At 64.6% G+C, this 16,108-nt stretch carries 13 protein-coding genes; 7 read left to right on the top strand and 6 right to left on the bottom strand.

Features of this window, described 5'->3' with window-relative positions; genetic code table 11:
• Window positions 1-32: 32 nt before the first annotated feature.
• Window positions 33-2,354 (bottom strand): molybdopterin guanine dinucleotide-containing S/N-oxide reductase, encoded by a 2,322-nt coding sequence (locus AC066Y_RS29530; RefSeq protein WP_478276938.1) that lies wholly within the window; start codon window positions 2,352-2,354, stop codon window positions 33-35.
• Window positions 2,355-2,802: 448 nt separating this feature from the next.
• Between AC066Y_RS29530 and AC066Y_RS29535 the strand changes: the two genes are divergently transcribed.
• Both AC066Y_RS29535 and AC066Y_RS29540 read left to right on the top strand, forming a co-directional pair.
• Window positions 2,803-3,462, top strand: coding sequence for a hypothetical protein (locus tag AC066Y_RS29535; protein WP_478276939.1), 660 nt, complete (start codon window positions 2,803-2,805; stop codon window positions 3,460-3,462).
• Complete coding sequence (locus tag AC066Y_RS29540) at window positions 3,459-3,725, top strand: HGGxSTG domain-containing protein (protein WP_478276940.1); 267 nt, start codon at window positions 3,459-3,461, stop codon at window positions 3,723-3,725. Before AC066Y_RS29535 ends, AC066Y_RS29540 begins: the two co-directional genes overlap by 4 nt.
• 243 nt (window positions 3,726-3,968) lie before the next feature.
• On the opposite strand, the gene AC066Y_RS29545 is transcribed toward AC066Y_RS29540, so the two are convergent.
• Window positions 3,969-4,979, bottom strand: coding sequence for a DUF262 domain-containing protein (locus AC066Y_RS29545; protein ID WP_478276941.1), 1,011 nt, complete (start codon window positions 4,977-4,979; stop codon window positions 3,969-3,971).
• A gap of 496 nt (window positions 4,980-5,475) precedes the next feature.
• On the opposite strand from AC066Y_RS29545, the gene fabF reads away from it, so the two are divergent.
• Complete coding sequence (gene fabF / locus AC066Y_RS29550; protein ID WP_478276942.1) at window positions 5,476-6,738, top strand: beta-ketoacyl-ACP synthase II; 1,263 nt, start codon at window positions 5,476-5,478, stop codon at window positions 6,736-6,738.
• Between the two features lie 490 nt (window positions 6,739-7,228).
• On the opposite strand, the gene AC066Y_RS29555 is transcribed toward fabF, so the two are convergent.
• Complete coding sequence (locus AC066Y_RS29555; RefSeq protein WP_478276943.1) at window positions 7,229-7,825, bottom strand: TetR/AcrR family transcriptional regulator; 597 nt, start codon at window positions 7,823-7,825, stop codon at window positions 7,229-7,231.
• A gap of 94 nt (window positions 7,826-7,919) precedes the next feature.
• Here AC066Y_RS29555 and AC066Y_RS29560 point away from each other — a divergent pair, with 94 nt between their 5' ends.
• Window positions 7,920-9,215 (top strand): MFS transporter, encoded by a 1,296-nt coding sequence (locus tag AC066Y_RS29560; protein WP_478276944.1) that lies wholly within the window; start codon window positions 7,920-7,922, stop codon window positions 9,213-9,215.
• 213 nt (window positions 9,216-9,428) lie between these two features.
• Window positions 9,429-11,738: a tetratricopeptide repeat protein gene (locus AC066Y_RS29565; protein WP_478276945.1), complete on the top strand. Its 2,310-nt coding sequence runs from the start codon at window positions 9,429-9,431 to the stop codon at window positions 11,736-11,738.
• 47 nt (window positions 11,739-11,785) lie between these two features.
• Here the strand turns inward: AC066Y_RS29565 and AC066Y_RS29570 are convergent, their stop codons facing one another.
• The 3 genes from AC066Y_RS29570 to AC066Y_RS29580 are packed head-to-tail and all read right to left on the bottom strand — an operon-like array spanning window position 11,786 to window position 13,510.
• Window positions 11,786-12,226: a hypothetical protein gene (locus AC066Y_RS29570; protein ID WP_478276946.1), complete on the bottom strand. Its 441-nt coding sequence runs from the start codon at window positions 12,224-12,226 to the stop codon at window positions 11,786-11,788.
• Between the two features lie 22 nt (window positions 12,227-12,248).
• On the bottom strand, window positions 12,249-12,545 hold the full coding sequence (locus tag AC066Y_RS29575; protein ID WP_478276995.1) for an antibiotic biosynthesis monooxygenase family protein: 297 nt from the start codon (window positions 12,543-12,545) through the stop codon (window positions 12,249-12,251).
• A 2-nt stretch (window positions 12,546-12,547) separates the two neighbouring features.
• The gene (locus AC066Y_RS29580) at window positions 12,548-13,510 is read right to left on the bottom strand and encodes an NAD-dependent epimerase/dehydratase family protein (RefSeq protein ID WP_478276947.1); all 963 of its coding nucleotides are present in this window, start codon (window positions 13,508-13,510) and stop codon (window positions 12,548-12,550) included.
• A gap of 297 nt (window positions 13,511-13,807) precedes the next feature.
• Between AC066Y_RS29580 and AC066Y_RS29585 the strand changes: the two genes are divergently transcribed.
• Entirely contained in the window at window positions 13,808-14,821 is a 1,014-nt protein-coding gene (locus AC066Y_RS29585) for an AraC family transcriptional regulator (protein ID WP_478276948.1), read from the top strand.
• 241 nt (window positions 14,822-15,062) lie between these two features.
• Window positions 15,063-15,962: an AraC family transcriptional regulator gene (locus AC066Y_RS29590; RefSeq protein ID WP_478276949.1), complete on the top strand. Its 900-nt coding sequence runs from the start codon at window positions 15,063-15,065 to the stop codon at window positions 15,960-15,962.
• The last annotated feature ends 146 nt before the right edge of the window (window positions 15,963-16,108 follow it).

The raw sequence follows: 16,108 nt of genomic DNA on the forward strand, positions 1-16,108 counted from the left end.
ATTTGTTCGTGATCGGCCGTACGCCTCCCCGGCTACACCGGATCGAACGCCCGGATCGGCGGCAGATTGCCGTTGAAGCGCTCGACCTCGACGGTCGTGAGCTGGCCGGTGCAGCCTTGCGCGAACGATGAGGTGCCGACGTCGCGGGTCAGCACGTTCGGATTGCCGTGGACGCAGAGCGGCGCCTCCTCCTCGGGATCCATCGGGTCGTACCAGGCGCCGGTCGGCAGCTGCACCACGCCGGGCGCGATGCCGTCGGTGACATGCACCGCGGCAAGGCAGGCGCCGCGGGCGTTGAAGATGCGGATGATGTCGCCATCGGCGATGCCGCGCGCCGCGGCGTCGCGCGGGTTCATGCGCGCGACCTCGCGGCCGCGATGCTTAGCCTCCTGCGAGTGCCCGCCGAAGTCGAGCTGGCTGTGCAGGCGCGTCACCGGCTGGTTGGCGACGAGGAAGCACGGCGCACCTGATGTCGGCGTGTCGGTCTTCGCAAGCCAGACCGGATGGCCCGGGCAGTCCGCATCGCCGTGGCCCGCGATCTTCTGCGAGAAGATCTCGATCCGCCCGCTCGGCGTCGGCAGCGGCCGCGCGACCGGGTCTTCGCGGAAACGGCGCAGCGAGCCGCCGTCGTCGAGATGCTGCGGCACGACCAGGCTGCCGCGCTGCCAGAATTCCTCGAAGTGAGGGGCCTCCAGCCCGCGCGCGGCGAGCGCCTTGCGGGTCGGCTCGTAGAGATGCGCCAGCCATTGCCGCGACGTGCGCCCTTCGGTGAAGGGCTCGCGAGCCCCTAACCGCTCGGCGAGATCGGCGAAGATCTCGTAGTCGTCGCGGGCAAGCCCGAACGGCTCGGCGATCCGGTGCATCGCGACCATCAAGGGATCGTTGCTGGAATAGCCGATGTCCTCGCGCTCCAGCGTCATGGTCGAGGGCAGCACGATGTCGGCGTGGCGGGCGGTGGCGGTCCAGGCCAGCTCGTGCACCACCAGCGTGTCGAGCCGGGCAAAGGCCTTGCGCAGGCGGTTGAGGTCCTGGTGATGGTGGAACGGATTGCCGCCGGCCCAATAAACCAGGCGGATATCCGGATAGGTCCGCGTCTCGCCATTGTAGCGATAGGTGGTGCCGGGATTGAGCAGCATGTCGGCGATGCGCGCCACCGGAATGAAGTCGGCGACGCCGTTGCGGCCCTGCCCCAGCGTCGGTCCGGGCACGGCATTGACGCGGCGCCCGTAATAGCCGATCGCGCCGAGCGAATAGGCGTAGCCGCCGCCGGGCAGGCCGATCTGGCCGAGCGCTGCCGCCAGCACCATGCCCATCCACACCGGCTGCTCGCCATGCTCGGCGCGCTGCAGCGAATGCGAGACGGTGATCAGCGCGCGCCGCCCGGCGAGCCGCCGCGCCAGCGCCTTGATGGTGTCGGCGTCGATGCCGCAGATCGCGGCGGCCCATTCGGCGCTCTTCGGCACACCGTCGCTCTCGCCCATGAGATAGCGCAGGAACACCGGCCAGCCCTCGGTGTAGCGATCGAGGAAGGCCTGATCGTGCAGGCCTTCGCCGACCAGGGTGTGGACGATGCCGAGCATCAGCGCGGTGTCGGTGCCGGGCACCGCCGTCAGCCATTCGGCGCCGGCCTCGACCGGCAGATCGTCGCGCAGCGGGCTGACCAGGATGAACTTGCAGCCGCGCCGCTGCGCCGCTTCCATGGCGCCGCGCTCGACATGCTTGCTGATCGAGCCGCCGGCCACCATGGAGTTCTTCAGCGCCATGCCGCCGAATGCCAGCACGATGTCGGTCTCGGCTGCGATCTGCTCCCAGGTGACGTTGCGCTTGGTGACGTCCTCGTAACCCGACAGAATCTGCGGCAGCAGCACCGAGGACGCGCCCGAGGAATAGCTGTTCACCGAACGGACATAGCCGCCGAGTGCGATGTTGAGGAAGCGATGCACCTGGCTCTGCGCGTGATGGAAGCGGCCCGCGCTCGACCAGCCATAGGAGCCGCCGAACACCGCGCCGGGACCGACCGTGTCGCGGATCCGCGCAAGCTCGCCGCCGAGCAGGTCGAGCACCTGCTCCCAGCTGACCGAGACGAACTCGTCGCGGCCGCGCCGATCGTCGGGACCCGGACCGCGCTCGAGCCAGCCGCGGCGGATCGCCGGCTGCGCGATGCGCGCCTGGTGGCGCAGCGCGCCGGGGAAGTTGTTGATGATGCGGTTCGGATCGGGATCGCCGCCGTAGGGCCGGACTTCGAGGCCGGCTTTGCCGAGCCGCGCCGAAAACACGCCCCAATGCGAGGTGTGCGGCCTGAAACCATCGGACAGATCGAGGCCGGGATCGGGGTAGCCAATGGTTTCGCTCATTCGGTTTCGCTCATCGGGTTTCGCTCATCGAGTGTCCTTGATCCGCAGGCCGGCGGTCAGGCCGCGCCTGGGTCGCAACGTTCCGGCCAGTATAGTGATCCGATCGGCACGCGATACCCGCCGGCCGGTTATCGCCCCGTGCCTTGCCGGCATGACTGCGGGTGATGGTGCCGGAACGCCCCGCCGCAGGGCGCGCCGCCAAAATATCGAAAACAACCCCATGCAAAGGAGCGGGCGGCGGCCGGCGTTCGACGAGGCAACTTGACACGTCGGGCAACTCAGGGGTATTTTTCCAATATTCCGAAATCGTGCAAACACCCCCTCGCCCGCACCAGCGGGCGCGCCGGGTGCGCTTGCGACCAACCCCTCCTCACAATTGACATCGCACCGGCGCCCGCAGCGAGCGATCGCCTGCGCGCGCGCCGCGCGCGTTCCAGGGACAATCGACATGACCACTGCACCTGACATCACCATGCCGACGACGACGGCCGCAACCGATCGGACCCCCGCTGCCACAACGCCGCGGATCAAGCTCTCGCCGCGCGGCTACGCCATCGACCACCCCGACCCGAAGCTCGGCGAACAGCTGATGGCGAACGCGCTGGGCGTCGCCGATCGCGACGCGATGGAGGGCATCCTGCGGCAATTGGTCAAGGCCAGCGTGAGCGGCGGCAAGGCCTGCAAGGTCAACCTCGCCTTCATGATCTCGATGGTGAAGAGCATTGGCCCACGGGATTCCGTCGAGGCCATGCTGGTGGCGCAGATGGTTTCGGTTCATGTGATGGCGATGCGCTGCGCCCATCACCTCGCGCATGCCGACGACCTCGCCCAGCACGACAGCGCCGCGCGGGCGCTCGGCCGGCTCACCCGCACGTTTCCCGCCCAGATCGACGCGCTGACCCGCTACCGCAGCCAGCGCGAGCCCGCCATCACCGTGCAGAACGTGAAGGTGGAGGACGGCGGCAACGCCATTGTCGGCAACGTCACCCAGCATGCGAGCGTGATCGTCTCGGACAAGGAGCCGGCACCCGCAGCGCGGGCGCTGAGGCCCGCGGGCTCCAGGCGACGGCATGATTGCGCCGATGCCAGGCAGGACTCGCAGGCATGAGCGGTCACAGCGGCACGATCGGCCTGATGCTGGCGAGCGCGCGCTGCGGCGCCAAAACCCGCTGCGGCGGTTCGTGCCGCGCGCCGGCGGTGCGCGGCAAGACGCGCTGCCGCATGCACGGCGGCGCAAAGGGGTCCGGCGCGCCCAGAGCAAACCGGAACGCGCGCAAGCACGGCCGGTTCAGCAGGGATGCGATCGCCGAGCGGAGGCAGATACGGGAGGTGTTGGGGGACGTGCGGAAGATGCTGGAGGAGATGAAGTGATTGGCCACGGTGACGGTGGTACACTAATTAAGTGCGTGCAAGTGAGAGCTATCCGAGCTGCAACGAGATAAATAACAACGCACAATCGGGGGGTCTCGAAACCTCGCCACCGGGAGAACTGCTCGCTCAGCACTGCTGAAGCCATGCTTCCAACAGCTTCCATGACTCCACTACTGCGGCATCTCGTTTCTCGGGAGCAACGTGAAGGCGAAGATGGCTCGACCGAATGAATAAGGTGTTGCCCTACTTCATCAACTCCTCAAAGAAGAGTTGTGCTTCAGCTAGCGGAAGTCGATTCTCGAAGAATGCAACGAGGGATTGGCTTCTCTGCTGACCATCTACGATTTCTTTGATCGTCTCACGGGTTTTGAGATCAAGTTTCGCATACAGAAAAAGTTTGGGAATTGGGTATTCGAGCAGAATAGACTCAATGAAGAAAGATCGAGCGGAATTATTCCACAGCCCCTCCTTCCTCTGGTACTCCTCGTTAACAACTATCTTCTTAGCTTTAATCGCTTGACAGTAATCGGTCACCGACATGTCGGCGACACCAAATTCATTAAGTCGCGTCACCGATTCCGAACACAAGGCGCCAGCCATACTCCGCACGGTATCGATCATTTGCGTCCCCAACCGATTTCCGTCAAGCGCGACCTTCCGCTGCCCATCAGCTGGGAATTTGAGCCATGTCGGATTGGAGGATTGAAATTGAGACAGGAGCTTTCTCGATACCGAAAAAAGCGCGACGTAGAGAGTCGCGGCGATACCGGAAATCCGATCAAGCCTTCCATCAGGTGGCAGGGACAACTCCCCGATCAAGTGAGAGCGTATTTCGCGTTCAAGTGTTCTTAGGAAAATCGCCGACTTTGGAGTATACCAAGACAATAGGGGATCTGAGCTATCGATCTCGGCTTTCTTCAGCTTGCCAATAGCAGATTTTAGTATTTCTCCAGCCAAGGGTTCGAGGCTATCCGCCTCAGAAGAAGCCAGCAGGCGTGCGCGCGCAATCACCACCATCGCCGGATTTATGTCGTGACCAACGGCAGCGAAGCCTAGCCGCGACGCCGCGTACGTTGTAGTGCCACTCCCGTTCCATGGATCGAAAATTCTTGCAGTGAGAGGAAGACCGCTACTACACAACATCCCGGCAGCGAAACTCTCGGGAAAGCCAGCGTAGTACGGGAAGAAACCTTCCCAACCGGAGTTGGCTCGGCTGTTCCGTTTCGGATTTTGTATTTCGAGATTATTAAACACAGCCGGTACTGCTCCAACCCTCAGCATAGCGACGCGAGCCGAGAGGCGCATTTCAACTTTTGATCGATTCGCAGCTTTTTGTACAATGGTCGCCAGCCGTGCCTAATCTGAACGGACTAGCAATCTGCATTGAGATACGGTCTTGAGAGGCGCGCAGCGCAATAGTCAAACTTGAAGATGCCGGCATCTAGGCCGCGTTGGCGAACTTCTAGCGCAGTCCCAACGACGTCCCGCGCCGAGGTCGGCGCAGGAGCTTTCTGGGCTCGCCTCAGTTGCTCGGCGGCTTCCTTGGCTTGCTACCCGGCCGCTCGGGAGCGCATCAGTGCCTCGCTAATCGCCTTACGGAACGGCTTCGCGTCAAGCGCGCAGCGGAGCCGTCACCTTGACGCCCGGCCCGCCAAGATCATAGATGATATACATCATATAACGACCCGACGCCCGGGCAGCTGCGAATCCCGGCCATGCCGGTTCGCACGAAGGGCGCGACAGGAGAACCATGCGTCGAATTGTTGTGACGGGCCTGGGGACGGTGTCCCCGCTGGGCTGTGGCACCGAACTGGTCTGGTCGAGGCTGCTTGCGGGCCGTTCCGGGCTTGGCGCATTGCCGGCGTGGGCGGCGGCACTGCCGGGGCGCGTCGCAGGACAGGTTCCTGGCAAGACCGACGATGCCGAGGGCGGCTTCGATCCCGATTCTGCGGCGCCGCGCAAGGACCAGAAGAAGATGGACCGGTTCATCCTGTTCGCGCTGCTGGCCGCGGCGGAAGCCGTGGCGCAGGCCGGCTGGATGCCGGCCGAGGCGCTTGCGCAGGAGCGCACCGCGACCGTGATCGCATCCGGCATCGGCGGGTTTCCCGCGATCGCGGACGCCGTGCGCACGGCGGAGACGAGCGGGCTGCGCCGGCTGTCGCCGTTCACCGTTCCCTCCTTCCTGGCCAATCTCGCGGCCGGGCACATCAGCATCCGATACGGCTTCAAGGGTCCGATCGGCGCGCCGGTGACCGCTTGCGCCGCGAGCGTGCAGGCGATCGGCGATGCCGCGCGCCTGATCAGGTCCAATGAGGCCGACATCGCGATCTGCGGCGGCACGGAGGCCTGCATCGATCCGGTGAGCCTCGGCGGCTTTGCGGCGGCGCGGGCGCTTTCGACGTCGTTCAACGACACGCCGGCCCGGGCCTCGCGGCCGTTCGACCGCGACCGCGACGGCTTCGTGATGGGCGAAGGCGCCGGCGTGCTCGTCATCGAGGAGCTCGACCACGCGCTGCGGCGCGGCGCCAGGCCGATCGCCGAGCTCGTCGGCTACGGCACGACGGCGGACGCCTATCACATCACCGCAGGTCCCGAAGACGGCGACGGCGCCCGGCGCGCGATGGAGGCGGCGCTGCGGCAGGCCGGGCTCCGGCCGGGCCAGATCCAGCATCTCAACGCGCATTCGACATCGACGCCGGTCGGCGATCTCAGCGAACTCGCGGCCATCACGCGCGTGTTCGGGCGCGAGGGGCGCGTTGCCGTCAGCGCGACCAAGTCGGCGACAGGACATCTGCTTGGGGCTGCCGGCGGAATCGAGGCGATCTTCACGATCCTGGCACTGCGCGATCAGGTGGCGCCGCCCACGCTCAACCTGGAGAACGCCGATCCGGCCGCGCAGGGCATCGACCTGGTCGCGAACGTCGCGCGGCCGATGCCGATCGAACACGCGATCTCGAACGGTTTTGGATTTGGCGGCGTCAACGCCAGTCTCGTCTTTCGACGCTGGTCCTGAGCCGGCTGATTGGCCTGGCAAGGAAAAGAGGGTTGCTCGCGTGGCGGACGACGTACTCCCGCGGAGCGTTCGCGAAGAAGAGCAACAGGTCACAGGCAATCAGCAATCGATTTCAACAGCATGGGAAAAATCCCTCTGAAATTGTGGGAGCATGGTGGCGCTCCCTGAGGGATGCCAGGGGCGGCTTTTATTCCGTGTCGTGAGCGCATCAGTGTCGCACGAAACAAGCGCGATGGCGCGAAATCTTTTGACTGATTATGGGCCGGACGCTTTCGTAGAGCCCATGTTTAACGTGATAATTTCCCTTTTGATTATAGTGAGCGTCGGCATTCTCGTTGCCCACGCCATCGATGCGTTACGGTCCTGATCGGTACACGAGGGACCGTAACCCCTCACCCGGCGCGGAGCCCGTGCTCGGACGGCGCAAAGCGCCGATCCGAGTGCGCCGACCTCCCCCGAGGGAGAGGTGGACCTGCGGCGCCGCTCAACGTCAACCCTTCGCGACGCTCGCATCGATCAGGAGCTTCGCCGCCGCGAGCGCCGACTGCGCCGGTCCGTCTTCCGACTGCTGGCCGGTGACGTAGATGCCTTCGATCAGCAGCAGCAGGGCATCGCCGAGCACGGCGGGGTGGCGCGCGCCCATGCCGGCCGCGAGCTCGCGCAGGCGCTTGCGAAACACCTTCTTGTGGGCTTCGGCGACCTGCCGTGCGGGATTGTCCCGCGCCGGATATTCCACGGTCGCGTTGCTGAGGCCGCAGCCGCGATAGCCCTTGCGCACCGCGCGCGTCGACAGGTCACGAATGTAGGCGAGCACGTGCTCGCGCGCATCCGAATAGGATTTGCCGCCGGGCTTCTCGAATTCCTCCCAGAAGGCCAGGTCGTAATCGCGCATATAGGCGGCGGCGAGATCGTCCTTGGAGGCGAAGCTGCGATAGAGGCTCGGCTTGGTGACGCCGGCGCGGTCGACCACCTCGTCGACGCCGACGGCGCGGATGCCCTCGCGATAGAACAGCTCGCGCGCGGAGGCGCGGATCCGGTCGGCGGCGCGCACGGGGCGTTCCGCAGACGGCTCGGCGGTCTTCTTCATGACGGCTCCCTCCAGATTTTGCGCTGGGCACGCTTGACAATGTTACTGACCGGTACGTATACACGCCGCATCGCAACACGTACCGGTAAGTAACATGCCCGATGCCTCCATTCAACCCGCCGCCACCTCGAGACGGCCGTTCGGCCAGAACTACGCTTTCGTCGTCGTCGCCGTGATCTTCCTCGCGCTGCTTGCCTCCGCCGGCCTGCGTTCAACGCCGGGCGTGCTGATGCTGCCGCTGCAAAAGGCGTTCGGCTGGGATGTCGGCGTGATCTCGTCGTCGGCCGCGGTCGGCATCTTCCTCTACGGCCTCGCGGGCCCGTTCGCGGCGGCCGTGATGCAGCGCTTCGGCATCCGCCGCACGGTGCTGGGCGCGCTGGTGCTGATGTCGGCCTCGACCGGCGTCAGCTATTTCATGACCGCGCCGTGGCAATTGTTCATGAGCTGGGGACTGCTCTCCGGCATCGGCTCGGGCGCGGTCGCCAACGTGCTCGGCGCCACCATCGTCAATCGCTGGTTCACCACCAATCGCGGCCTCGTCATGGGGCTTTTGACGGCGTCGACCGCGACCGGCACGCTGATCTTCATGCCGGGCCTCGCGGCGCTGGTGGAATGGGGCGGCTGGAAGCCGGTGGTGCTGACGGTTGCCGCGTGCTGCGCGGCGCTGATCCCGCTGGTGTATTTCCTGGTGCCGGAGCGGCCCGCGTCGGTCGGCCTGCGCTCGTTCGGCAGCCCGCACGAGGATCATGCCGCGCCGAAGGCTGAGGGCAACCCGTTCACCGCCGCGTTCTCAAACCTCGCGCGCGCCGCGAAGACGCGGGCGTTCTGGTTCCTGTTCGCGACCTTCTTCATCTGCGGCTTCACCACCAACGGGCTGGTCGGCACCCATCTGATCGCGTTCTGCGGCGACCATGGCATCGTCGAGGTGCAGGCGGCGAGCCTGCTCGCGCTGATGGGATTCTTCGACCTGTTCGGCACCACGCTCTCGGGCTGGCTCACCGACCGTTTCGATCCGCGCAAGCTGCTGTTCTTCTATTACGGGCTGCGCGGCCTGTCGCTGATCTACCTGCCCTACTCGGATTTCTCGCTGGTCAGCCTGTCGGTATTCGCGGTGTTCTACGGTCTCGACTGGATCGCGACCGTGCCGCCGACCGTGCGCATCGCCAACGAGGCGTTCGGCGACAAGAACGCGCCGCTGGTGTTCGGCTGGGTGGTTGCAGGCCATCAGCTCGGCGCCGCCTGCGCCGCGTTCCTTGCCGGCTTCATGCGCTCGGCCCAGGGCGATTATCTGCAGGCCTTCATGATCGCCGGCTTGACCGGCATCGTCGCAGCCGTGCTGTCACTGACGATCACCCGGCGGCCGGCGCAACCGGTCCTGGTCGCAGCGTAAGCACGCGCCGACCGCGTTGGCGTATCGACGAACTGCAATCGAGAAGCATCCCGGTTTTCCGGCGGACGCGCGCCTCGCCCATCGCGAGTGGGTGCCCCACGTCCGCCGGTTGCTTTCGAGGCAAAGCAGATATCAAATGGCAGGCAGCCGGCAGGCCGGCCAGGGACGATCCGTTTCAGCCACGCTATTCCGGGGAGCGCGTGAAGAAGTCGAATGCCCGATACAGGTGAACCTCAAAAATCCAATTCGACCGCCTTGCAGCTCGCCTTCGCGCAGGCTGTCGCGCTGCATCAGCGGGGGCAGTTGGCGGCAGCAGAGAAGATCTACGAAGACATTCTCCGGCAGCAGCCAAACGACTTCAATGCGCTGCATCTGCTGGGCCTGATTTCCGCGCAGACCGGCCGCAGCGAGCGCGGCGTTGAGCTGATCCGGCGAGCGATCAGGCTCAACGGCAACGTCGCGGACGCGCACAACAACCTCGGCAATGCGCTGCGCGGATTGCGTCGCCTCGACGAAGCGCTCGCGAGCTTCGACAGGGCGATCGCGCTCAAGCCAGACCTTGCGCCGGCGCTCTACAATCGCGGACTTACGCTCGCGGAGCTCGGGCGCCACGAGGAGGCGCTCGCAAGCTACGATCGCGTGATCGCGCTCGTGCCTGGCCATGCGGATGCCTATCGAAACAGGGGCGCCGGGCTGAGAAAGCTGGGGCGGCTCGAGGCGGCCCTGGCGAGCCTGGACCGGGCGATTGCGCTCAAGCCCAGCGATGCCGGTGCACACAACGATCGCGGCAACGTGCTCAATGACCTCGAAAGGTTCGATGATGCGCTCGCGAGCTACGACCGGGCGCCGGGAATTGCCGGCGCGTGCTACAACCGCGGCAACGTGCTGATCAAGCTGGATCGTCTCGAAGAGGCAATTGCAAGCTACGACCAGGCGATCGCGCTGCAACCCGATTATGCCGAAGCCTACAACAACCGCGGCACGGCGCTGTTCAAGCTCAAGCATCATGAGGCGGCGCTCGCCAGCATCGACAAGGCGATCCAGCACAAAGGCGACGATGCGGCTGCCCATGCCAACCGCGGCAAGGTTCTATCCATTCTGGCACGCTACGACGAGGCACTCGCTGCCTATGACAAGGCCGTCGCGCTCAAGCCGGACCAGGCCGACATCGAGGGCGATCGTCTGCACGCCAAATCTCACATTTGCGACTGGGTCGACTTCGATGCCGAGTGCGACCAATTCATCAGGTCGATCAGGAATCGGAACGCGATTCCGCCGCCATTCCTGTTGTTTGGCATTCCTTCATCGGCCGCCGACCAGCTGCTTTGCGCCACGCGATGGACCGCGAAGAATCATCCGCCGTCAAAAAGCGAGCGATGGCGAGGCGAGCGCTACCATCACGATCGAATTCGGATCGGCTATTTCTCGTCGGATTTTTGCAACCACGCGACGTCGCATTTGATGGCAGGGATGTTCGAGTGCCACGACCGGTCGAAATTCGAGACGGTGGCAATCTCATGGTCGCCCAACAACGACCCGGAGATACGTCGACGGCTGGAGGCATCGTTCGATCGATTTGTCGAGGTCCGGGACATGAGCGACGATGAGGTCGCCGACCTGATCAGACGATTCGAAATCGATATCCTGGTTGATTTGAAAGGCTTTACCGGGGAATCGCGCACCAGGGTCCTTGGCCGCCGGCCTGCCCCCATCCAGGTCAATTATCTGGGTTACCCGGGAACACTCGGTGCCCCGTTCATCGACTACATCATCGCCGATCGTACCGTGATCCCGGACCACCATCGCGAATTCTACAGCGAAAAGGTGGTCGCCCTGCCCAACAGCTATCAGGCCAACGACGACAAGCGCGTCATTGCCGATCGTGTGTTCACACGCGGCGACGTCGGGCTGGCGCCGACGGGCTTCGTGTTCTGTTGCTTCAACAACAACTACAAGATCACGCCTGACATGTTCGATCGGTGGATGAGGATTCTCGGCCACGTCGAGGGCAGCATGTTGTGGCTGCTCGAAGGCAACGCCCGCGCTGCCGCAAATCTGCGCAAGGAGGCGGTCGCGCGCGGCGTCGCTGCGGAGCGCCTTGTGTTCGCACCGCGCGTGCCGATGCCCGACCACCTCGCACGCCATCGCCTCGCCGGCCTGTTCCTCGACAGCATTCCCTGCAACGCCCACACGACCGCCAGCGATGCGTTATGGGCCGGCCTGCCGGTGCTGACCATTCTCGGCGACACGTTTGCCGGTCGGGTCGCGGCAAGCTTGCTCCATGCGGTCGGCCTGCCCGAGCTTGTTGCGGAATCTCCGGAGGCTTACGAGCGCATGGCGGTCGATCTTGCGACCGATCCTTCGAGGCTCGCGGCGCTCAGAACCAGGCTGGCGGCCAACCGGCTGACGGCACCGTTGTTCGATACCAAGCGTTTCACCCGGGATATCGAGGCCGCCTACACCGCGATGTATGAGCGTCACCGGGCGGGCATTGCGCCGGACCATATCGTCGTCCCGGCGTGATCGCTGATTGCGGACCCCTCCTGATCCTGGCGAGGATTGATTATGGGTCAATGAGCGGCTGTCGACGTGCTGCTCGGGCCAGGCTGCTCCGTCTCGCCGCGTCCCTGACGTAACGATCCGATCAGCAGGCCGACAAAGAGCAAGGCGCCGACAAAGGAAATGAGTGACCCTACGATTGCAGCGACGTGAGTGACGCCGGCAACCACAAGAACGAGCCCTGGGACGAAAATGACGACGCCAAGGTTCGCGGCAGCGAACTGCCAGCGTACGAGCCGAGATGCGCCTAGTTCCGGGAACGCCTGCAGGACGAGCCCGTAGAGACACATCGTCGCCCAGCCGAGTAGATTCAGGTGGGCGTGCACGACCACGTATTTGAAGTCCTCGGCAATACCCATGCCGATGCCGACGGCAAGTCCGATGCAAAGATAGATGGCGGCCGCGATGATGTACCATCGCGCAATCGCGCTGGAGCGAAGTCGTTTCGACATTGGCGACCTCTGTGTGAGCATGTCAGAATTCCTCGAAAAAGGCGGTCTCTCGCCCCGGCAAAATGCCGGCTTTGGCCTGAGTTCTTTCGAGCTGCGGACTGGAGCTGAAGGTCTTCGCATTTTCCTCGGTGTCCCAGTCGAACAGGATCAGCAGGTGGTTGGGGTTTGCCGTCGAGCGAAAGCGGCGGACGCGGCGGCAACCATGCGCGGTTCGCGCCTCGGCATTCCCGTCAAAAACCTGCTTCCATCTGTCGAAGTCCTCGACATCGCCGCGAACCATCAGTACTGGCATTTTGGTCTCCATTTTTTGCAACTTCACCTTCAACTCGACAAGCACCCGAGCTCGAACAGGCTGGCGCGAACTGCCTGGTCGAGAGGTGTGTGAGGCTCGTCGCCGATCAACGCAATCAGCTTGGAATTATCGAGCCGAAGCGGGACATCCCAGAGATAGCGAACTTCTTCCACCTCACGCAGGAGCGGAACGAAGGGCGCGAGCAGCCGGACGGCCAGCCATGGAAAGCGGCGAATGGGGAGGTCGAGCCTTCCGGCCGCGCGACGAATGGATTGAGCGAGCTCGATCCCGGGCTCGATCCAGTGTCCGCCAAAGTGAAACACGTCGAACGGCGGCAGATCGGCTTCGATCTCTGCAAGTCGCGCAATCGCTTCGGCGTAGTCCGGCAGATAGGCCCAGGCATGACCCGTCGCAGGAGGACCGGGATATGAGATGGCACGCAGCGTCTGCCTCGGCTTGATCAGAACATTCGAAAAATTTGAGGATGGCCCATGTCCACCAAACACGTCGCCGGCGCGCACGACAAGCGATCGGATCCCGGTCGCCGCCGCCGCCCTCAGCATGTCTTCCATCTCGCAGCGAACGCGGCCCTTGCGCGTGTTCGGCTGCTGCGGCGTAGTCTCGGACAACAGCGGACCGGCGTCGGCGCCGAAGTTATACAGATTGCCAGGGAAGATCAGTCGCGCGTTTGAGGCTCTCGCCGCTTCGATGGAGTTACGAAGCATCGGCATCGCGAGGCCACGCCAGTTCTGGTACCGCGGTGGATTGGCTGCGTGAACGATGAGGGCGACATCTCTGGCTGCGTTGACCACGTCATCCGCCTTCATCGCGTCTCCCTTGATCCAGCCGACGCCGTTGCCCGGTAGAGAGGCGGAAGCCGGATTTGGCGTGCGGCTCAGGCACCGAAGGTGCCAGCCGCGGCGCACCAAGGCCCTTGCGGCTTCGCGCCCTACGCCTCCTGTCGCTCCGATCATCAACGCCGTTTTCGTCATGCGTCTCACCGGTTCCTCGCCGCGAACCGGTCCTCAAGCGGCAAAATCGTTGTCAAAGTTTGCAGTCGATCTCGCCCTTGGCAGCAGGCGCTGATCAGATCCTGGGTGGTGGAGCCGAAGGTCGCAGGCCGATATCCCGACCGGCGCCCAGTCCTGTTCCGAGACACGCAAAAAAACTCCCGTTGATCGGTTCCGGTGGCACGACGTGTAGGAGGTGATCGGACCGGTGTTCTTGGGCTGGCGCACCGTGATCTAGGACACAGACGCCACCGTTGACTTTTCGGGTCGGGTGACGCAATGCCGCAACAGCGGATGCCACGGCACGGGAACGAGCCGACGATGTCAGAGCAACAGGCGCCTACGACTTTCCGGTTCTCGACCGCCGATTGGCCGGCACGGGATCGACTGGCAATCTGGCGCGAGTCGATCGGGCGCACGGTCATCCAGCTCGACACGGAGCCGTTGTCCGACGGAGCGTTCCATGCCGAGGCGACGGTACTGGCGCTGCCCGGGCTTTGGCTCGGTTCCTGGGCATTGGCCAATTTGCGCGCCGCCGTGACCCGCGAGTTGCTCGACGGCAGCGACGATCTCGTGCTCGGGATCGCGCTGAGCGGCGCGCCCATCATCACGCACCGGAGACGCGAGGCCACCGGCGACACCGGCGATGCCATTCTGATGTCGACCGCGGAACCGCGGGTGAGCGTCTACCCGTCGCTTGTGCGCTTCCTCAGTCTGCGGCTGCCGCGCAAGGCGCTTACGCCGTTCGTGCCCAACCCCGAGGATGCGCTGATGCGTCCGGTCCCACGCGACATCGAGGCATTGCGACTGCTTACCTTTTACGCCGACGAGCTGAACCGCATGGATCGGATGGCCACTGGCGAGCTGCAGCATGTCGTCGTCACCCATCTGTACGACCTCGCGGCGTTGGTGATCGGTGCCACGCGCGACGGCGCGGCCGTTGCTGAAAGCCGCGGGCTGCGGACGGCGCGGCGCGCCGCCGTCAAGGCCGATATCAATTCCCATCTCGGCGATCCCGCCCTCACATTGACCGCGGTTGCCGCGCGCCAGCATCTGTCGCCGCGCAGCCTTCAAAGGCTGTTCGCCGAACAGGACACGAGTTTCTCGGAATACGTGCTCGACGCGCGCCTCGCTCACGCCTACCGCCTGCTGACCGATCCACGCTGGCGCGACCGCAACATCTCCAGCATCGCGTTCGAAGTCGGGTTCGGCGACCTGTCCTACTTCAACCGCGCCATTCGCCGCCGCTACGGCGCGACGCCGTCGGAGATTCGCGCAACGCCAAGGCGTTGATGACGCGTCGGATCGATGGCGCCTCAAACCAGGCCCTTGACGCGACCGTCCTAGCTTCCCCGCCCTGCCCCGCCGTAGAACGGGCATGAGTTCCCCTCTGAAGGCGGCGAGCGGTTGACCGGTTGGAAACACGGCCGAGAACATCATGCGAGCAGATGATCCAGCCTCCTCGTTCCCGAAACTGCCGGACTGCAGCACGTTTCGATTCTCGAGCGCCGATTGGCCGGAGCGGGACCGGCTGATGATTCTGCGGGAGGTCATCGGACGCGCGACCGTGAAGTTCGATCTGGGGCCGCTTTCCGATGACCCGTTCCGCGCTGACCTGGTGGTGCAGGCGCTCCCTGGGCTCGCGATCGTGTCGGGCGCGAGCGTCAATATACGCGCGGCAAGGACGCGCGATCTGCTGGACGACCGTGACGATCTCGTTCTGAAGGTCTTTACGAGCGGCACCGGGGTCGCAGCGCAAGGCGGTCGAGAGGTCACGCTCCGTGCGGGCGACGCGCTGTTGATGTCGGCGGCTGAGACCAGCATGTCCGCCACGTCGTCACCGTCATGCTTCATCACGATTCCGCTGCAGCGCAAGGCCGTCGCATCGCTCGTGTCCAGGCCCGAGGATGCGCTGATGCGTCTGCTGCCCGGCACGGACGCACTTCGTCTGCTCGTGAACTATGTCAGGCAGTTGCAGACCGGGGCGCGACTGACGACGTACGAGCTGCAGCGCGCCGTCGTCACCCATGTGTACGATCTGGCGGCGCTCGCGATCGGCGCCACGAGCGACGGAGCGGCGCTGGCCGAAAGCCGCGGGCTGCGGGCCGCTCGGCTCGCCGCAATCAAGGCCGACATCAGCGCGCATCTCTGCGATCCCGACCTGTCGCTGCGCGCGGTCGCAGCGCGCCAGCGTCTTCCGCCGCGCAGCGTGCAGCGGCTATTTGCGGACCAGGACACAAGCTTCTCGGAATTCGTGCTGGATGCCCGCTTGACCAGCGCGCATCGGCTGCTGATCGATCGGCTCTGGGATGAACGCAACATCTCCAGCATCGCGTTCGAAGCCGGATTCGGAGACTTGTCCTACTTCAACCGCATCTTTCGTCGCCGTTACGGCGCAACGCCTTCGGAAATTCGCGCAGCGGCGCGGCGTTGAACAGCTGCACCGCAGCGCTGTGAACTCATACTCGATTGAAATTGCTTGTGATTTTGGCCAACCATAATGGTTCGGCAGCCTCTGCGCCGACTTCGGCCTCACGCGCTGCAGCAGGGCATCTCAATACTTCTCCCGACAGCATGCGC

It is taken from the genome of Bradyrhizobium sp. USDA3010 (genome assembly GCF_056429065.1).

Coding starts and splice junctions, on each gene's coding strand:
- AC066Y_RS29530 (WP_478276938.1), bottom strand. CDS start 2,354: ATGAGCGAAACCATTGGCTACCCCGATCCCGGCCTCGATCTGTCCGAT.
- AC066Y_RS29535 (WP_478276939.1), top strand. CDS start 2,803: ATGACCACTGCACCTGACATCACCATGCCGACGACGACGGCCGCAACC.
- AC066Y_RS29540 (WP_478276940.1), top strand. CDS start 3,459: ATGAGCGGTCACAGCGGCACGATCGGCCTGATGCTGGCGAGCGCGCGC.
- fabF (WP_478276942.1), top strand. CDS start 5,476: ATGCGTCGAATTGTTGTGACGGGCCTGGGGACGGTGTCCCCGCTGGGC.
- AC066Y_RS29555 (WP_478276943.1), bottom strand. CDS start 7,825: ATGAAGAAGACCGCCGAGCCGTCTGCGGAACGCCCCGTGCGCGCCGCC.
- AC066Y_RS29560 (WP_478276944.1), top strand. CDS start 7,920: ATGCCCGATGCCTCCATTCAACCCGCCGCCACCTCGAGACGGCCGTTC.
- AC066Y_RS29565 (WP_478276945.1), top strand. CDS start 9,429: ATGCCCGATACAGGTGAACCTCAAAAATCCAATTCGACCGCCTTGCAG.
- AC066Y_RS29570 (WP_478276946.1), bottom strand. CDS start 12,226: ATGTCGAAACGACTTCGCTCCAGCGCGATTGCGCGATGGTACATCATC.
- AC066Y_RS29580 (WP_478276947.1), bottom strand. CDS start 13,510: ATGACGAAAACGGCGTTGATGATCGGAGCGACAGGAGGCGTAGGGCGC.
- AC066Y_RS29585 (WP_478276948.1), top strand. CDS start 13,808: ATGCCGCAACAGCGGATGCCACGGCACGGGAACGAGCCGACGATGTCA.
- AC066Y_RS29590 (WP_478276949.1), top strand. CDS start 15,063: ATGATTCTGCGGGAGGTCATCGGACGCGCGACCGTGAAGTTCGATCTG.